Raw genomic sequence first — 16,914 nt, 5'->3', positions numbered from 1 at the left:
ATACCATATGGTAGTTCGTCGGAGAGGGACACCGGAGGGCGGACCGCTCTCCCTTGCCCTGTTGCTCCAGGATCTCGATTTCGGCGGGACCCAGCGCCAGACCGTTGAGCTCGCTCACCGTCTGGACCGGGAGCGTTTCGCCCCTGAGCTGTGGGTGCTCAAGAAGGGCGAGGATCTTGCCCCGATCGCCCGTGAGTACGGCATTCCGGTCGTGCGTCTGGGCGACGCCTCGTACGTCTCGCCCGGCAGTCTGCATCGTCTCTACTCCACATTGCGGCAAAGGCCGCCCCATTGCCTCACCACCCTGACGGCCGTGCCCAATATCTGGGGCCGGCTGCTGGGTCGGTTGGTCGGAGCGCCGCTCATCCTGGGAAGCTGCCGCGGTGGCGGCGCGCCCAAGCGCCAGCACGAGAAATGGCTCTGGCGGTTTGCGGACCACCACATGACGAACACCGTGCAGCTCAAACGGCGGCTCATTGCCGAGTGCGGCGTGCCGGAAGCGCATATCAGCGTGATCCACAACGGCGTGGATGTGAGCTATTTTTCGCCGCCGCCGGAAGGAGAGCGGGAGCGCGTGGAGGCCGAGGACGGCCCGGTGGTGCTGTGCGTGGCGCGTCTCGTGGAAGACAAGGACCACGCGAGCCTGCTGACAGGGTACGCGCGCATTGCGGCGGACCATCCGGATGCCCAGCTGTGGCTGGTGGGCGACGGTCCGCTGGAGGCCAATCTGCGCAAACGCGTCGGGAAGCTGCTGGATGCGGCAGGCGCTTCGCAGGACCGCGTCCGCTTCGTACCGGGGCAGCTCGATCTGCGTGACATTTACGCCCGCGCCAGCATGCTGGTGCTGCCGTCCATACGCGAGGCCATGCCCAACGTAGTGCTGGAAGCCATGGCCTGCGGGCTGCCTGTAGTGGCGACGCAGGTGGGCGGACTGCCCGAGATGGTGGCCGAGGGCGAGACAGGGCTGCTCGTTCCGGCGCGCAACCCGGAAGCTCTTGGCGACGCCATTGGCCGGCTGCTGACCGAGGTCGAGCTGCGCCGCGCCATGGGTCGGCGCGGCCGGAAACGCGCCGAATACGCATTTTCCTGGCGCGCGATGGTGGAGCGGTTCTCGACTCTTGTGGAATCGCTGGTCTACCAGAATGCGCTGGCCGAAGGACCGCCCGGGGAGTCCACATGGCTCGGATAATCTACGGCGTCATGGGCGACGCCCGCGGCCATGTGAACCGTTCCCTGGCCGTGATGCAGACTCTGCTGGAGCGCAATCCGGACCACGAGCTCTGCTTTGTGGGCGGCGGCACTGTGCGCGATTTCGCGGACATGGGTTTCCGCTACGAGCAGTTCCCCATGCTGGAAACCGTGCTGCGCGACGGACGTGTGGCCGGTTGGGCCACCCTGAGCAACGCCATGTCCATCCTTCTGCGTCGAGGCGAACACGTTGCCCGGCTGATGAAGATCATGGAGGAGTTCAAGGCGGACATCGCGATCACGGACTATGAGTACTTTACGCCGCGCGCTGCAAAGAAGATTGGTATCCCGGCCATCAGCCTGGACCATCAGCACGTGCTGACCCACACACAGTGCATAGTGCCCAAGGAGCAGCGGCTGAACCGCATCAGCTCCGACTCCGTTATCCGCTTCCTGTACAGCGCGGCGGAGCGTTTCATTGTCTCGTCGTTCTACAGGCCGGAAGCACTCGACTCCGAAATCACGGAGGTTTACCCGCCCATCCTGAACAAGCCGGTGCGTGCGTTGGACGCTCCGGAGCTGGGCGATCACGTGTTGGTCTATGTCCGGGGCGGCTCCCTGGAGAGGCTCACTCCGGTGCTGGATGCCGTGCAGCGCAAGGTGTTCGTGTACGGGTTCGAGGAGCAGCCCTCGCGCGGCAACGTGGTGTTTCGCAAGACCTCGCGCTCAGGCTTTCTGGAAGATCTGCGCACCGCGGCCTACGTCATCTCCAACGGCGGGCACAACCTCATCAGCGAATCGCTCTATCTGGGCAAGCCCGTGTACGCCATCCCCACCGGCTTCTTCTACGAGCAGTTCATAAACGCCGTGTATCTGGAGCGCATGGGCATCGGTATGTACAGCGTGCGGATGGAGGACGCGGCGGCCAGGATTCCGGAGTTCGAGGCCCGTCAGGACGTCATGCGCGCCAACATCGCGACCCATCAGTTCTTTGGCAACGACGCCATTGCCGACCGCATCGAGTCGCTGATTCCCTAGGCTTTCCCACCTCCGCCGTTCAGGCGGCTCACAGAACAGCACTCTGCACGTTTTGTTCAAGGGTGCGTGACGCGCTCGTCCTTTTAAGTATCCGTACAGGTCGAACAGGGCGGCTGGCGCAGTCTTCCCTCAAACTATCGCTGCAATGCACCGGTGGAACGGTCGAAACCGTCTATGCCGCCGGGCTTCCTGGCGCTAACCCTACATGCCTACACCGCCACGGGGTGGGCGGGGCATTGTCGCAACGGCTTTTAGATGATGCTCTGCGTTCTCTGCGTGAGGGAACGCCGCCACTGCCAGGCCAGGAAAAGCATGGGCGCCAGGGCGAGCAGCTCGCCGGCCTCGCGGAACAGGTACTTGATTCCGACCACATAGAGCAGGGCGCCGGCCGCCACGGCCAGGACGATGTGGAATACTCCTGCCAGGGGGATCATGCGCAGACGGAACTGGCAGAAGGTGACGGTCATCAGCGCCACGAAGCCCTTGGTCATGACGATGGAGAGGGCCGTGCCCAGGAGCGGGTACTTGGGAATGAGCACGATGCAGCAGACGAGATTGAAGGCCAGACCCAGCAGGTAGAAAATCAGCAGGAGCCGTTCGCGCTGGATGCTGATCATCAGGTAGTGCGCCAGGTTGTGGATGAAGGCGAAGAAGATGCAGCCCACCAGGTAGCGCTGCATCCAGATCGCGTCGGAGTAGCCGTCCCCGAAGATGAGGGGGATCATGCGGTCGCTCTCCACGGCCAGGATGAACATGACCGGCAGGGCTGTGGCGATGAGCCAGCGCGAGGTGTTGCGCGCCAGGTCGAAGAATTCCTGGCGGTTGGAGACCCAGAGCTTGACGAACAGCGGGAAGAGCACCCGCCGCAGCAGCATGCCCGAGACCATGACGGAGAGGCCGTCCACAAGCTGCCAGGTAACGCTGTACTGGGCCACGCCCACGGCGCCGCCGTATTTCTGGAGAAAGAAGAGATTGAGCTTGTTGTAGAAGATGGCGGCGATGGCCATGAGGGTGTAGACCAGCCCGCCGCGCCACGTCTTCCAGATGAGCTTGATCTGCTCCGGTTTGATGCGCGCCCTGGCGCGCCGCAGGATGGACATGCCCGCGCCCGAGATGGCGATGGTGGTCTCGATCATCATATAAAAAGCAACGACAACGGAGTTCATGCCGCCGACCAGGGTGGCGATGCCGAAGCCGTATCCGGCAAAGGCGGCTATGGAGCGCCAGCGGCCTTCCACATCCTGGCGGTCGAGCACCTGGCAGGCCACGTAGAAGGAGCTGGCCAGCGCTTCCAGGCCGATGCCCGTGGAGATGATGATCACCAGCATCTTCATCTCCGGTGTGTAGCCCTGCCAGAAGATGAAGATGAGCATGCCCAGCCATGAGAGGCCAAGCAGGATGCTTTTCACCAGCGTCACCTGCATGAGGATGACAGAAGGGTAATGCTTCTTGCGGGCGAGCAGGGTGGCAAGGTGCTGGTTGAGGCCGAACTCGGCCACAAAAAGCATGATCTGTCCCACGGAGATGGCAAGCATGAACTGGCCGTAGGTCTCCGAGGAGTGCCGCGCCAGATATATGAGGAATACGGTCTCGAGAGCCTGACGTATCCCGTGCGCGCTGAAGAGATAGGCGAACTTCCGGAATATCCGGTGGGATGCGCCTGCAGAAGATTGCGTATCTGTCATGAAAAGCCTGACGTTGGATGTGCCCTGCAATGGAAAAAGGCGCAGTATACTACCTTTGCGCCGGGGGCAAGTGGTCGTCGAGGGTGTTCTTACAGACAGAGGGCCGTGGAGCGCAAGCACTGTCTGAAATAGTTGGCGAAGAATATGAGGCTGGCATGCTGCAAAAATGGATAAAATTCGAGATTTCGCTGGGTTCAAGTTTCCTTGCGTGGAGCGTTGGAACAGGGTAAGAGCAATGAATTACATGGAATCGCAAATGGTTTGGAAGAGGCGTGCGCGTTGTTGACAAGGCGAAGTGGGGCCGTGTAGAAACCCACATTCGTTCGCGACGTAACGGGCAGGCATCGTCAACCAGTACGCGCAAGCGCCGTGTTGTTTTTCCGGGAGCTGCAGTTCCCGCATCGGACAGACGCACCGCTCCGCGTAAACGACATTCCATAGCAGAGCGGAATCTTTTGACGTTACGGTAAACGACGCTCCGCAAGGAACCTGCCGCTGCGAGAGGCCCCGAACCCCGCGCGTGGCCCCGGCGCCGCGAGATAGAACTCCCACATCAGGACACAATTGCCAGCATGAAAATAGCAGAACGCATAGCGCCATACATGAAGCAGGTCGAGGGCGTACAACAGACCGGACTGTACGCCTACTTCCAGCCAGTCTCCCGTTCCATGGGACCTGTGGTGGAGGTGGATGGTAAAGAGCTTGTCATGGCAGGCTCCAACGACTACCTCGGTCTGACGCATGATCCGCGCGTTGTGGAGCGAGCCAAGGACGCCATCGACCGTTGGGGCACAGGCCCTGGCGGCTCCCGCTTCCTTTCCGGAAACATGACGCTCCATGACGAGTTGGAAGAGCGGCTCGCCGCGTTCGTGGGCAAGAAGAAGGCCGTGGTCCACACCACGGGCTTCCTTACCAATCTGGGCTCCATCAAGAGCCTGATGCAGCCTGACGACCTGATTCTCTTCGACAAGGAAAATCACGCCTCGATCATGGAAGGGTGCAAGGCCTCGCGCGCCCGCATCACCTACTTCGCCCATAACGACGCTGCCGAAGCGCACCGCCGTCTGGCAAGCGCCATGGAGAAGTACCCGGAGGCCTCTGCCTTCCTTATTACAGAAGGCGTGTTCAGCATGTCCGGCGACGTCGCCGTGCTCGACCAGCTGGTCAAGCTCAAGGAGGACTTCCCCGAGCTCATCGTCTATCTGGACGACGCGCACGGGCTGGGCGTCATGGGCAGCCACGGCCGCGGCACGGCCAACCATTTCGGCGTAACCGACAAGGTCGACTTCATCATGGGCACCTTCAGCAAGGCCATGGCCTCCATTGGCGGCTTCATTGCCTCCGACAACGAGGACGTGCTCGCCTTCCTGAGGAACGATTCCAAGACCCTTATTTTCTCCGCCGCGCTGCCCGCGGCAAGCGCAGCCGCTGTGATCCAGTGTATCGACATTCTGGAGAAGGAGCCCGAGCGTGTGGAACGCCTGTGGGAGGTCAACCGCAAGGTCCGCAAGGGACTCAAGGAGATCGGCCTGTGCGTGGACGACAATGATTCGCCTATCATCCCTATTCATGTCGGGTCCGAACTCAAGGCGATGAAGATTTCGCGGGAGCTGTTCGCGCGCGGCGTTTTTGCGCTGCCGGCCGTGTACCCGGCGGTTCCCTGGAACCATGCACTTATCCGTACTGCTTTCATGAGCACGCACGAGGACAAGCATATTGAGAAGGTGCTCGATGCCCTGTCCGATGTCGCGCACAAGTACGGTATCTGCAAGCAGGATGTCGACTCCGAGGGCGCCATGACGTCGCCGGAACAGCCCGGCGACACCCCCCCGACCGCTCCATAGCGGCCGCGCCGACAACGAACTCTCCTGCGATGGCATGCTTTTCTTGAGGAAGGCGCCCCCGGGCGGTCTTCCCGTACGGTAATTACTGTTACCGGTAACGAATGAATACGAGCCGTTCTATACGGATTTGTCGCCAGACATGCTGCAAACCAGCGACCTCTTACGCGTAAGCTTCCGCCAAGTCATAAGACAGCACAAGCGCTACCTGGGCGTTCTGCTGTCTATTGCCCTTGGCACGGCCGGCTTCATCGTCATTCTGACCATGGGCGAGGAGGTCAAGTCCAACCTGAACAAGGACCTGGACCTCCTGGGCGGCGCGACCATCATCAAGGCATTCTTCGAGCAGGGCTCCACCAGCGAGTCCCAGATGGCCCGTCCCGAGTGGTTCCATGACGTTACAGTGGATGCCGTAGACCAGATTCCCGGCGTGAACGGTACGACCCTGCTGACCCTGGCGGCCGGGCAGACCACCCAGGACGACCGCGAAGTGAACATCCCCATGTTCGGCGTGGATGAGAACTTTTGGACGGTGATGGGCATAAAAGCCACACAGGGCGAGCTCTTCGGGGCAGAGGCCCAGGAGAAGCGCCACCGCGTCGTCGTGCTGGGCGAGCTGGCCGCGGAAAAGATTTTCGGCCGTACCGATGTGGTGGGTGAGCGGGTCATGATCAACTCGGCCCTCTACCATATCGTCGGCACGCTGGACCCCGGCAACCAGATCGACCGCGCCAAATGGGCCTATGTACCGCTGAACACCCTGCGCGCACGTATGTTCAACCTGTTGCCGCGGCGGCTCTACATCCGCTGCAACACCTGGGACGACGTGCCCCTGGTGGCGGCGGCCCTGCCCCAGGTCATCAAGCAGCACCAGAATGCCAATACCCTCACGGTGGAGGTGGCCTGGGAGCCGCTCAAGCATATCAAGCGCATCGTCTGGTGGGTGGAGATGTTCGTCTACTTCTCCATCGTGGCCACCCTGGGTCTGGGCGGCTTCGGTATCTGGAACGGCATGATGACCGCGGTGAAGTCCAGAACGCGTGAAATCGGCCTGAAAAAGGCAATGGGCGCCGAGGATTGGGACATCATGATCCAGTTCCTTTCCGAATCGACCTGCCTCAGTCTGACCGCCGGCATACTCGGCGTGGGGCTGGGGTACGCCGGCGTTCTGGCGGCCGCGCATATTCTGCACTCCTCGCCGCCGCTCGACCAGTTCTACGTCTATGGCGCAGCCAGCATCGCCTTTGCTCTCTTTATCGGCATCGGCGCGGGCTTCTATCCTTCACTGTCCGCTGCGCGTATGGACGTAGTCGCCGCCATCCGATACGAATAGCCTCGTTTGGGAAACGATACGGAACGCATCACCATGGAACCGCTGATCAAGGTCCGCGATCTACGAAAGAGCTACGAGACAGGCTCCGAGAGCATTGAGATACTCAAGGGCGTGGATCTCGACGTCTTTCCTGGAGAGATGGTCTCCATCATGGGACCTTCCGGCATGGGCAAGTCCACCTTTCTTTTCATCCTCGGCCTTCTGCTCTCGGCAAGCTCCGGCAGCTACATGGCCCTGGGCGAAGAGGTGGCCCGGCTGACCAGAAGCCAGCAGGCGCAGTTCAGGCGCAAGTTTGCCGGCTTTGTTTTCCAGAGCTGTAACCTGTTCGAACACACTACCGTGTATGAGAACCTGGAGTTCCCGTTGATGTACGGCGGCGTTCCCCGCCGCAAACGTAAAGAGATGATCGAAGAGGCCCTGGAACGCGTGAACTTGACGCACCGCATCCACCATCCAGCCAACAGGCTCTCCGGTGGTGAGCAGCAGCGCGTATCCATCGCCAGATCGCTGGTCAACAGGCCGCAGATTATCTTCGCCGATGAACCGACAGGTCAGCTTGACCTCAAACATAGCGATCTGGTAATGAGCTATTTCCGCGAATTCGTGAAGGATAGCCAGACGGCAATGGTGGTTGTAACTCACGATCCCGACGTCGCCGAGCAGTGCACGAGGCAATGTGTCCTGCGCGATGGCAATCTCATTGAAGGCTGATCAGGACATCCTCGTGACGCTTATTCCCCGCTTGCTTCGAAACCTCGCGTACATACTCGTACGGTTGGTTCCACTCGTACTGGTGTTGTTGTGCGTCCTCGCTTCGCCCGGTCTGGCTGCCGACGAAAACGAGGAGGACGTGGCGCCCATCGTTCCTACAGAGCCCCTGAAATTCGACGATGCGTTGCGCCTTACCCTGCAGCAATCGCCGCAGCTCGTCTCCAGTGCCGTGGAGATCAAGGTCAAGCGGCTCGATGTCTGGGATACGCGCGCCGATCTGCTGCCGGACTTCTACCTGACGTCCAACATCCGTTTGAACAACCCGGACGATCGTACCAGTAAGCCGTTCTCGTTCAATTTTTCTTTTGGCAGTTACGATCCTATCCGCGCATATTTTTCCATCGAGTCCAAGCAGCTCCTGACCGACTATGCCGTGCTTGAGCATCTGTCAGTGATCGACGATGTTTTCGGAAGCATCGGCAAGGTCTACATGACACTGAATTTTCTGGACAAGCTCAAGCAAAACTACGTCAAGGGCGTGGAGCTGGCCAACCAGAACAAGGCCTTCGCAACCAAACGCTACAACGAGGGCTGGGGCCTCGCCCTGGACGTGCTTATTGCGGACAAGGCGCTCAAGGAAGCGCAGCAGAAACGCGACCAGGCCGACTCCGACAGACTGGTGGCGCTGGACAGGCTCAAAGGTTTTCTGGGGCTCATGCCCGAGCAGGCGGTGACCCTCGATCTCAAGGATGCCAGAAAACAGCTGCTTCGAGACTTCGACTTTCGTAATGTCTCGCTGGAGTACGCCATTGAGAACTCCATCGAGCTCAAGCAAAGGCGCATCGATGTCTTGTTGCAGAAAGACAAGCTCACGCTTGCATATGCCAAGTATTTTCCCCAGTACTCCTTCGGAATAAACAGGGAGTACTCATCGCGCTCGAACAATGACGTCTACATGGCGACCATCGGGTTCGTCGTTCCACTCTGGGACTGGGGAGAGCGCTACCGCAACGTTGTCCGCGAAAAGAGGGGCATCCGGAAAGTCCGCGCGGAATACCGCACCAAGACGCTGGAGTTTCGGTCTGATTTCCTTGATATGCGCAACGACGCCCTCAAGCTGGCCACAAACTTGAAGCTCGCTCACAACGAAGCGGAGATAGACGCGCTGAAAAAGCAGAAGGCGGAAATCCAATTCAAATCGGGATCATTGCCGTTCCCCGAGTACATCGGTGCGCTTCAAGATAGCCTCAGCGCGCGCACGGTTCTTCTTTCCAAGGAGTTTGAATATGACCTCAAGCTGTTCGAATTCCGGAAGTTCACCGGACATCTCTATACATCCTATGTCGATGCTGCACAATATTCTCATTAATCTCAGGGTAATGGTTGCCGCCGCTGTGGTGGTTGCCGTGCTGTGCGTTCCTGCGTTCGCTCAGAACCAGACTGCTTCCACCGGCAATGCAACGGAGCAGAACGCCTCGGAGCACTCGGCCATGACGCAGCTGACGGATAACGGCACTGCCATGACCACGGATACGCAACAGCAGCTGACCCCCACGGATAAGGATGGGCTCAATCCTGACGACATCATTTTCCAGGGCAAGGTTTACAGCTCGCGCAAGCAGGATGTCGCCACCACCGGCGCCGGCAAGATCAAGGACATCCTGGTCAAGGTCGGTGACCCGGTGAAGGAGGATCAGCCTTTGGTGACCGTCGAACTGCTGGATGTAGCGTATAAGCAGTTTTTGGATAGCGTCTCCACCGAGCCGCTTCTCGACATCAAGACCCAGCTTGCCGAAATCGATGCGCAAATCCAGCAGGCGCGGCAGGATATGAATGAGATTCAGGTGCTTGCGGACAACGACTTTGCCGCTCCAGCTACGGTCAAGCAGCAGCGCACCAAACTCGATCTGCTCCAGCGCAAGCGTGAATCCATTGCGCGTACGTACGACAACACCAGGTCCGCCATTGAGGACCGGGTGGAGAACCTGAAGGATGTTCTCAGCGACGAGGTCGACTTCGATCACGTGCCCAAGGTCGTGTCTGCGATTGCGCCGTTTGACGGGCACGTGCTCCGCCTGAACCCTGACCTCTATGTTGGCCAGGAAGTTCCCAAGAATGTGAATGTGGCCATCGTGGGCGTGCTCGATCCCATGGTCATACGCGCACATCTTTTCGAGCTCGAAGCCAGCCGCATCGTGCCCGGCGAGAAGTGCTTCTTCACTCTCGGCAGCTATCCGGACCGCAAGTTCCCGGCCGAGGTCAGCTACATCGCCCTCACCCCCATTTCGCCCGGCCTGGACCAGCCCTCCTACTATGAAGTGGAGCTGACCGCGCCGAACCCCGACCTGCTGCTGCGCGAAGGGTTCAAGGTCGAGGTCGTCATCAAGAAGTAGCCGCCGTCCAGCGGCCATTGCAGTCCGCCGCCGCATGACGGCCCGGGCTGCCGGCACTTTCCGCAGACGGTGCGAGCCGGGATTCCATGGCCATACATGCTCGGAACTCCTAAGGCAGAACAGACAACGACATTTGACACATGCCGCCGGGACCTCCCGGCGGCGTTTGCGATTACGGCGTTCATCTTTCTCATCGCCCACGGGCGATTTTTGTTCGATCCCTTTGTCGTCAACGACGACGTGCGCCAGCAGCTTTTCTGGATGCGCTCCTGGATCGATCCGCAGCTCTACTCCCCCCGCGATATCCTGACCCAGTTTTCGGCGCAGTACGTCTCGTGGGGCGTGCGCGGGTTGTACCGCTTGTTTGCACTCTTCGGGGGCGATCCTCTCATCGTCTCCAAGTTCGTGGCCGGCGCGTTGTACACGCTCATGGGCGGGGCGGTTTTCGGCCTGGCCCGACGCATCGTCGGCGGCGGCAGTCTGGGCCGCTACATTGGGTTCGCCGCGCTGGCCGTGTTCTGGCTCCACCCATACTTTCTGCACAACATTTCCGGCGGCCTGGCCCGCGCATTTGCAGGCCCGTTGCTGGTCTGCCTGCTCTGGGCGTGGACGGCGGATCGCGGCCGGCTGGCGCTGCTCTGCCTCGTGCTGGAGGCGCTGTTCATTCCATACATCTTCGCCCTGTGCGCCGGGGCGTTCGGCCTGGCCTGGCTGTGGGACATGACCCATGGCAAGCAGAAGGCGCTGCCGGCCGGCGCGAGCACCATCACCATCGCTGCGGCCTTTGCCGTGGGCGGGGCCGTCACCCTGGCGTTCAATCTCGCTCTCACTGCGGCAGGGTTCGGCCCGCTGATAAGCAAGGCGAACATGGTCGGCCGCGTCATTTTTACGGACGCAGGTCGGCTGGACATCTTCCCCACGCCTTCGCTTTTCAAGCTGGCGCTGCTCAGCCCGCTGGAAAAGCTCATGCCTTTCCAGGTCTGGGGGCCGGCTCTGGGCGGTGTGGCCGCTGTCTGCTTTGGCATACTACTGCTCATGACTGTGCGTAAGGCGCCGTGGCGCACGGCGGCGCGCAACTCGGCGTCCATTGCGGCCATCATTGCCGCCTCGCTGCTGCTGTACTGGGTGTCGAGCCTTGTGCTGCTCAAGCTGTTCTTGCCGGAGCGGTACATCGAGTACAGCGTGCATATACTCTGGTGCCTCGCACTGGGCATCCCCCTGGGAGCAGCCACGGCCCGGTTAGCCACAGGACGCAACTGGCGCGTGGCGGGCGCAGTCCTGGTCCTCGCCCTGGCAATGCTCGCAGGCGCGCGCTTGCAGGGGGAAGGGCTCTACCATTACGAGGAGTACGCGCCGCTGTACGAGGCCGTGCGCCGCACGGACAAGGATGCCGTGATTGCCGGCCATCCCGCGCTTATGGATGATGTGCTGACCTTTGGCCGCCGCCGGGTCTACGCCACGTTCGAGACGTCCCAGCCGTGGTGCGTGGGGTTGTGGGACAAGGTAGAGCCCCGGCTGTACAAGATTTTCGGCGCCTACTACTCGGACGACGCCGAGGCCATCATTCGCATGTGCCAGGAAGAGGGCATCGACTACCTGGTCGTGGACGACCGCAACTACAGCCCGGAGTTCCTGCATCCGGCCAAGGAGTACATGCCCCTGTCCCAAGCGCTCGGTCTACCGGGGTGGGCCTCCTGGGCTGCGGAACCCATCGCCAGCGTAGCGGAATCGCTAGGCGCGCCCAAGACGGCGCCCAAACCACCGCACCGCTCCGACACCTACCGCGGCGGCGTGCCGTTCTTCGCCCCATTTGACGAATACATAGTCGATGTGGTGCAACAGGCGCATGGGCAGTTTGCGCTTCTCGACGAGGAGCGTTTTCCCGGAGAGCGGATAGGACCGCATCAAAGACTCATCGACATCCGTTCGGCGGCGCAACGCGCCGGGCGTTCAAAGGAGACGAAATGAAACGCCCATCTCTTTCTTTTCGATTTCTGGCCATAGCCATACTGGCACTGTGCGTCATCCTTGGCGCGACAGGCACACCCTTGCAGGCAGCCAAGAACACGCAGGCCCCGCCCACGCCCTGGAACGTGACCGGAGTCTGGGAGGGCCAGTTCCTGGCCGTCAGGCTGGAGGCGCATCTGGAGCAGGGCACGGAGGCCGTGCACGAAGGGCTCGCCAACCGCATCTTCGGCGTGGTCTACAGCATCAGCCCCTTGGGCAGTAAAACCACCTATCATATCGCCGGGCTGATTCACGGCAACACCATCACCGGCATTCACGGCAGCGGCCACTCCTTCAAGGGTACCATCAGCGACAACGGCAACCGCATCGACGGGGTGGTGCTCCTGTCCGGCGGACAGGAGCTGCCGCTGTGCGCCACCAGACGGCGCGAGGCAGCCGCCAAGTAAGGCCACCACACGGCGCCGCAAGGCGCCGTTTCCTTTTGCTGAGGAAGGTTCCCGGCGTGCGCATCCGGCAATGGCCGATCTGAAATCCCGCTTGGGCCGTTTGGAAGAGGTGCGGGCGTTGCCCGCGGCCATGAAGAGTAGAGGAGGGCGGCAGCCAGGTGGCTTACTGCGCAGCCGGGGCCGTCTCCGCCGGAGGAGCGGTAGGGGCAGGAGCGTCTGGCCGATCCGATCCGGGAGACTGCAAGGGTGCCTGTTGCCCCGCAGGATTCGCGGTCGCCTGCAGGCGCTTTCTGTAGCGCGTTGAGCGCGACATGTACTCCAGCGCCACCGGTGCGAGCTTCGTTGCGACCATCTCCCGGCCTGCATCCGTCAGATGCACGCCATCGGGCTGGTACGCCGCCTCGGTTCTGTCGACAAGGGCGTTGGAGAAATCGACAAAGAAGTCGTGTTTGCCCAGCCGGGAGCGCAGCGTGTTGTATACGGTCTGGAAGTTGGACCGCATTGTGCCGAACCGCTCGGTATTGATGAAATGGTCCTGCTCCAGCGCCTTGACCGCCGGTGCGACATCTCCATGTTCCGCCCACATGGCTGGTTGCCAGACCACGGCGAACTGGGCGCCGCGATACTGCGCTTCCTGTGCAAGACGGGCGTAGCGCTGCTCCACCAGATTCGCGAACATGATGAAAGCAGGGTCGTCCTTGTCGACGGGCACTGCCACCTGCTTGAACTTGTCTACAAGCTCCTTGGTGAACGAAGCCTGGACCGCGGCGTTGATCGGCTTGAGCAGCCCGAACGCGCTCCGGTGATAGCTCTCTATGAGCGCCCTGAGACGGCGGTAGCCGTGGTGTGCGTATGGCGTGCGGTACTGCGAGAAGTACACGCTTTCGTTGGCGCCGTCGTAGAATACGATCAGGTCGGGCGTTTCATTCTGCTCGATGGAGAGCTTCTGCAGGTAGTTGGCTTCCAGCAGGCTGTTGAAGGAGTCCTCGCCCCAGTTGCGGACGAGCACGCCGTCATGTCCGTCGGCGCTCAGCTTTCTGGCGAGAAAGCTGGGGATGGTTGCTGCAGGGTTGTCCGTCTGCCCGCGCATGGTGGAGCCGCCAAAGCACCAGATGATGGACTTCGGCGACTCCGGCTGCGGAACAGTCTTTTTCGGACCCTCCAGGTTGAGGAAGAGGGTATAGGGATCGTAGTAGACGCGGCTCCCTTCGCGCAGATTGCCGTAGATCACGAGGTTGGAAACGGTGATGACGGCGAAGGAGCAGAGCTCAACCAGCAGAACGGTGAGTAAGACCCATCGGATCAGAGTCCACAGAGCGCGCAGCAGGGTGAGCATTACGTTCTCTTACGCCTTGCAGCTGGGATTCTTCCTCTTCTTGAGATCCGGCGGGAAGAGCGGGTGCTCCTTGAAGCCGAGCTTGCAGAGCCGGAAGTCCAGGCCGGTGCGCAGGCAGCCGAGACCGTAGATGCAGCTGCGCTTGAAGTTGATGGACGAGGAGTCGGGCTCGTAGCGGGTGGGGCAGCTCACCTCGGCGACCTCGAAACCGGCGTAGATAACCTGCGCCAGCATCTGGTTGTCGAAGACGAAGTCGTTGGACGTGGGGGAGAGGTCCAGGGTCTCCAGCAGGTGGCGGGAGAAGGCGCGGTAGCCCGTGTGGTACTCGGAGAGCTTGGCGCCCACGAGCACGTTCTCCATGAAGGTCAGGGCGCGGTTGGCCACGTACTTGTACATGGGCATGCCGCCGCGCAGGGCGTAGCCGCCCAGGATGCGGGAGGCGAGCACGCAATCGTAGAGATCGTTGCCGATGAGCGTGGTCATGGCCGGGATGAGCTTGGGCGTGTACTGGTAGTCCGGGTGGACCATGATCACGATGTCCGCGTCATGCTCCAGCGCCAGGCGGTAGCAGGATTTCTGGTTGCCGCCGTAGCCCTTGTTGGTTTCGTGCTTGTGGACCAGCGTGTCCTTGAGGTTGTTGGCAACGGAGACGGTGGCGTCCTTGCTGCAGTCGTCGACCACGATGACCTGGTCGACAACGCCTTGCGCCATACATTCGGCGTGGGTCTTTTCGATGGTCAGTTCGGCGTTGTAGGCCGGCATGACCACGACAACTTTCTTATCGTTGAACATAGTGGAACGCTCTCTTAATGGAGGTGTGGTTGCGTTGTTGAATCAAGTTGAATCGATTCGATTCGATGACTGAAGCAGACAGGCGCTCATACTGCATTCAACGCAGGAGGTCAAACCGGCGGGGTTCTGCCAGGAAAAATCATAAGGTGCCGATGACGAGCATGTTTTCGGACTGGTCGAAGTAGATGCGGCAGGCGGCCGTCGCTTCGGTGATGTCGAGCCGCGAGCCGTAGCCGTGGATAATCACGCCCGGGTAGGCGAGCTTGTGGACCTTGATCTGCGCCTGGGTGTCCCGGCGCTGCCTGGCGCGTTCCTCGCGGATGGCGTTGGTGATTTCCGCAAGCTCCTTCGCTGCCTGAATGCGCGTCTGCAGAATTTTTTTGACGGACTCGCGCAGATCAGGTCTGGTCCGCTGCATAATGGCCTTGGGCGAATCAGAGCCGAGCTTGTCGTAAATCTTGTCCAGCAGGGAAGTAAGCTCCTTTTTCCGTGCAATCAGGGCCGGGTCGAGCTGCAGCTGCCGGCCCAGATGGACAATGGTCTCCACGCCGGCTTCGTTGCCCAACTCCTGCACCTCCATTCCTTCGCCGCAATGGATTTGCGATCCAAACACCTTGCCGCGCCCGGCCATGGCGATGACCTTGCCGTCTGCGCGCGCCTCGGAGGTGGAGATCTCGTGCTTCACGATCACGTTGCCGTCCGCAACGACGTTGGCGTTCTTCATGAACAGGGCCGAGATGTTCTGTCCTGCACGCACCTGGCCTCCGCCGTCCATGATGATGCCGCCTTTGACCTCCACGGAGCCTTCCGCCTTGACGTTGGCGCTCTCCACCACCTCCTCCACATAGACGTTGGCCGGGGAGTAGACATTGAACCCGGTGAGGATGGAGCCTGAGACGTAGAGGGAGCCTTTTTCGAGGGAGAGGTTGCCCGTGGTCAGGTTCACGTCGCCCTTGGTCTTGTACACGTCGGTTACGTTGAGCTGGTTGCCGTGCAGAAAGACCATGCCCTCCAGCGTGGCGTAATAGGTCTTGCCGTCCTCCAGCACGGCCACGTTTTCCTCGCAGACAAGGTCGAAGGGGCGGCCGTCCGAGGCCGGGACGATGCGGCCGAAGATATCCCGGCCGGGCGTGCCGGGCACGGGCGGATGCAGTATGCCGATGAGCTCGTTCTGTTTGACGGAGCGGACCACGCCGCGCTCCCGGAAGTCGATGGAGCCGTCCTTGGACTGGGAGCCCACGGCGCTGCGCTCGTCCTGGTAGAGCATCTCGAACCAGCCGTCGATGCCATGCACGGGTTTGCGGCCGCGGCATACGGTGCTCATGCGCTGGGCCGCGCCGGTTTCCTTGGCGCTGGCGATGGCCTGGTCCACGGCGTGCTCGTCAAAGCCCTCCACGAAGTCGAGCATGGCGAATATGTCCCGGTAGCGCGCGGCCGTGAACGGCCGGCCCTCGTTGTCCTGGGCGAAGATGTCCGCCACCAGGGCCAGGCCGTTCTCCTGCACGGTGAAGGCCGGCTTGATGCTCAGCAAGTTCTTGACGAACTGCACCATGCCGTAAGTTTCGCTGCGCACGGTGTAGGAGTTCTTGTCGATACGGCAGAAGGGCTTTTCCGTGAACTCCAGAGGCTCGCCCATGGCCGGGCCCTGGGGAGGCATGGCTGTGCCGGTTACGAGCATGCCGGGCTGCGCATCCTCTGCGGGCACGATCACGCCGATGTCGTCGCCCGGCACCACAGGGAAGCTCCAGTCCCCCTGCGGCGTTATGTTGCCGTCACGGGAGCGCTGAGGCGGCCTGCCCTCGGCGATGAGCAGGTTCTGCACGGCCTCGCCCTGGGCAAGGCGCTGCATGAGAGTTTCCAGCGAAACCTGCTTAGGCGGGATCTTGATGCCCGCGGCAGCGAGTATGTTCATGATCTCGGCGCGAGAAGGGGCGCGCATGCCCGGCTCCGGGGGGGATGCGTCCACCCGCGCTTCGAGCAGGTCCTTGTCCATGCGCACGGTCAACGGGCCGGGAAGCTTCACCGAGGCGGCGAACACGTCTTGCCCGGCAGGTTCGATGTGGATTGAGTCCGGCGAGAGCCTGAATCGTTCGGCGGCAATTTTACGCGCAGCTTGTTCGTTGTCTGAATCAATATGGATAATGGTGCGTCCCACAGCGAGGACCTCCGGAAGTCATGCGCCC

Annotated in this window: 13 protein-coding genes; 9 read left to right on the top strand and 4 right to left on the bottom strand. The window is 61.2% G+C overall.

The genetic code is table 11. The features are described 5' to 3' along the window. Window positions 1-7 precede the first annotated feature (7 nt). Together E8L03_RS05575 and E8L03_RS05570 are read left to right on the top strand one after the other, a co-directional pair. On the top strand, window positions 8-1,189 hold the full coding sequence (locus E8L03_RS05575) for a glycosyltransferase family 4 protein (RefSeq protein ID WP_171266790.1): 1,182 nt from the start codon (window positions 8-10) through the stop codon (window positions 1,187-1,189). Continuing rightward, window positions 1,177-2,226 (top strand): glycosyltransferase family protein, encoded by a 1,050-nt coding sequence (locus tag E8L03_RS05570; protein ID WP_171266789.1) that lies wholly within the window; start codon window positions 1,177-1,179, stop codon window positions 2,224-2,226. The genes E8L03_RS05575 and E8L03_RS05570 overlap by 13 nt, the downstream gene beginning before the upstream one ends. A gap of 251 nt (window positions 2,227-2,477) precedes the next feature. Here the strand turns inward: E8L03_RS05570 and E8L03_RS05565 are convergent, their stop codons facing one another. Next, complete coding sequence (locus tag E8L03_RS05565) at window positions 2,478-3,911, bottom strand: oligosaccharide flippase family protein (RefSeq protein WP_144305840.1); 1,434 nt, start codon at window positions 3,909-3,911, stop codon at window positions 2,478-2,480. 572 nt (window positions 3,912-4,483) lie between these two features. On the opposite strand from E8L03_RS05565, the gene E8L03_RS05560 reads away from it, so the two are divergent. The 7 genes from E8L03_RS05560 (at window position 4,484) to E8L03_RS05530 (ending at window position 12,603) form a co-directional block, all read left to right on the top strand. After that, on the top strand, window positions 4,484-5,755 hold the full coding sequence (locus E8L03_RS05560) for an aminotransferase class I/II-fold pyridoxal phosphate-dependent enzyme (protein WP_144305841.1): 1,272 nt from the start codon (window positions 4,484-4,486) through the stop codon (window positions 5,753-5,755). A gap of 139 nt (window positions 5,756-5,894) precedes the next feature. Then, window positions 5,895-7,085 (top strand): ABC transporter permease, encoded by a 1,191-nt coding sequence (locus E8L03_RS05555; RefSeq protein ID WP_144305842.1) that lies wholly within the window; start codon window positions 5,895-5,897, stop codon window positions 7,083-7,085. 33 nt (window positions 7,086-7,118) lie between these two features. After that, complete coding sequence (locus E8L03_RS05550; RefSeq protein WP_144305899.1) at window positions 7,119-7,796, top strand: ABC transporter ATP-binding protein; 678 nt, start codon at window positions 7,119-7,121, stop codon at window positions 7,794-7,796. Then, a complete protein-coding gene (locus tag E8L03_RS05545; protein ID WP_171266788.1) occupies window positions 7,762-9,165 on the top strand; it encodes a TolC family protein in 1,404 nt (467 codons plus the stop codon). Before E8L03_RS05550 ends, E8L03_RS05545 begins: the two co-directional genes overlap by 35 nt. 10 nt (window positions 9,166-9,175) lie before the next feature. Then, the gene (locus E8L03_RS05540; protein ID WP_167512505.1) at window positions 9,176-10,189 is read left to right on the top strand and encodes an efflux RND transporter periplasmic adaptor subunit; all 1,014 of its coding nucleotides are present in this window, start codon (window positions 9,176-9,178) and stop codon (window positions 10,187-10,189) included. 96 nt (window positions 10,190-10,285) lie between these two features. Next, the gene (locus tag E8L03_RS05535) at window positions 10,286-12,157 is read left to right on the top strand and encodes a hypothetical protein (protein ID WP_171266787.1); all 1,872 of its coding nucleotides are present in this window, start codon (window positions 10,286-10,288) and stop codon (window positions 12,155-12,157) included. Next, complete coding sequence (locus tag E8L03_RS05530; RefSeq protein ID WP_144305846.1) at window positions 12,154-12,603, top strand: hypothetical protein; 450 nt, start codon at window positions 12,154-12,156, stop codon at window positions 12,601-12,603. Before E8L03_RS05535 ends, E8L03_RS05530 begins: the two co-directional genes overlap by 4 nt. A gap of 163 nt (window positions 12,604-12,766) precedes the next feature. Here E8L03_RS05530 and E8L03_RS05525 read toward each other — a convergent pair whose 3' ends face one another. The 3 genes from E8L03_RS05525 to E8L03_RS05515 form a co-directional block, all read right to left on the bottom strand. Further along, window positions 12,767-13,939: an SGNH/GDSL hydrolase family protein gene (locus E8L03_RS05525; RefSeq protein WP_171266786.1), complete on the bottom strand. Its 1,173-nt coding sequence runs from the start codon at window positions 13,937-13,939 to the stop codon at window positions 12,767-12,769. Window positions 13,940-13,948: 9 nt separating this feature from the next. After that, window positions 13,949-14,731 (bottom strand): glycosyltransferase family 2 protein, encoded by a 783-nt coding sequence (locus E8L03_RS05520; protein ID WP_171266785.1) that lies wholly within the window; start codon window positions 14,729-14,731, stop codon window positions 13,949-13,951. 139 nt (window positions 14,732-14,870) lie between these two features. Further along, on the bottom strand, window positions 14,871-16,886 hold the full coding sequence (locus E8L03_RS05515) for a flagellar assembly protein A (RefSeq protein ID WP_171266784.1): 2,016 nt from the start codon (window positions 16,884-16,886) through the stop codon (window positions 14,871-14,873). Window positions 16,887-16,914 lie beyond the last annotated feature (28 nt).

Source organism: Oceanidesulfovibrio marinus (genome assembly GCF_013085545.1).
In the GTDB taxonomy this organism is placed as follows: Bacteria; Desulfobacterota; Desulfovibrionia; order Desulfovibrionales; family Desulfovibrionaceae; genus Oceanidesulfovibrio; species Oceanidesulfovibrio marinus.
This window is presented reverse-complemented; position numbering and strand designations above follow the sequence as displayed.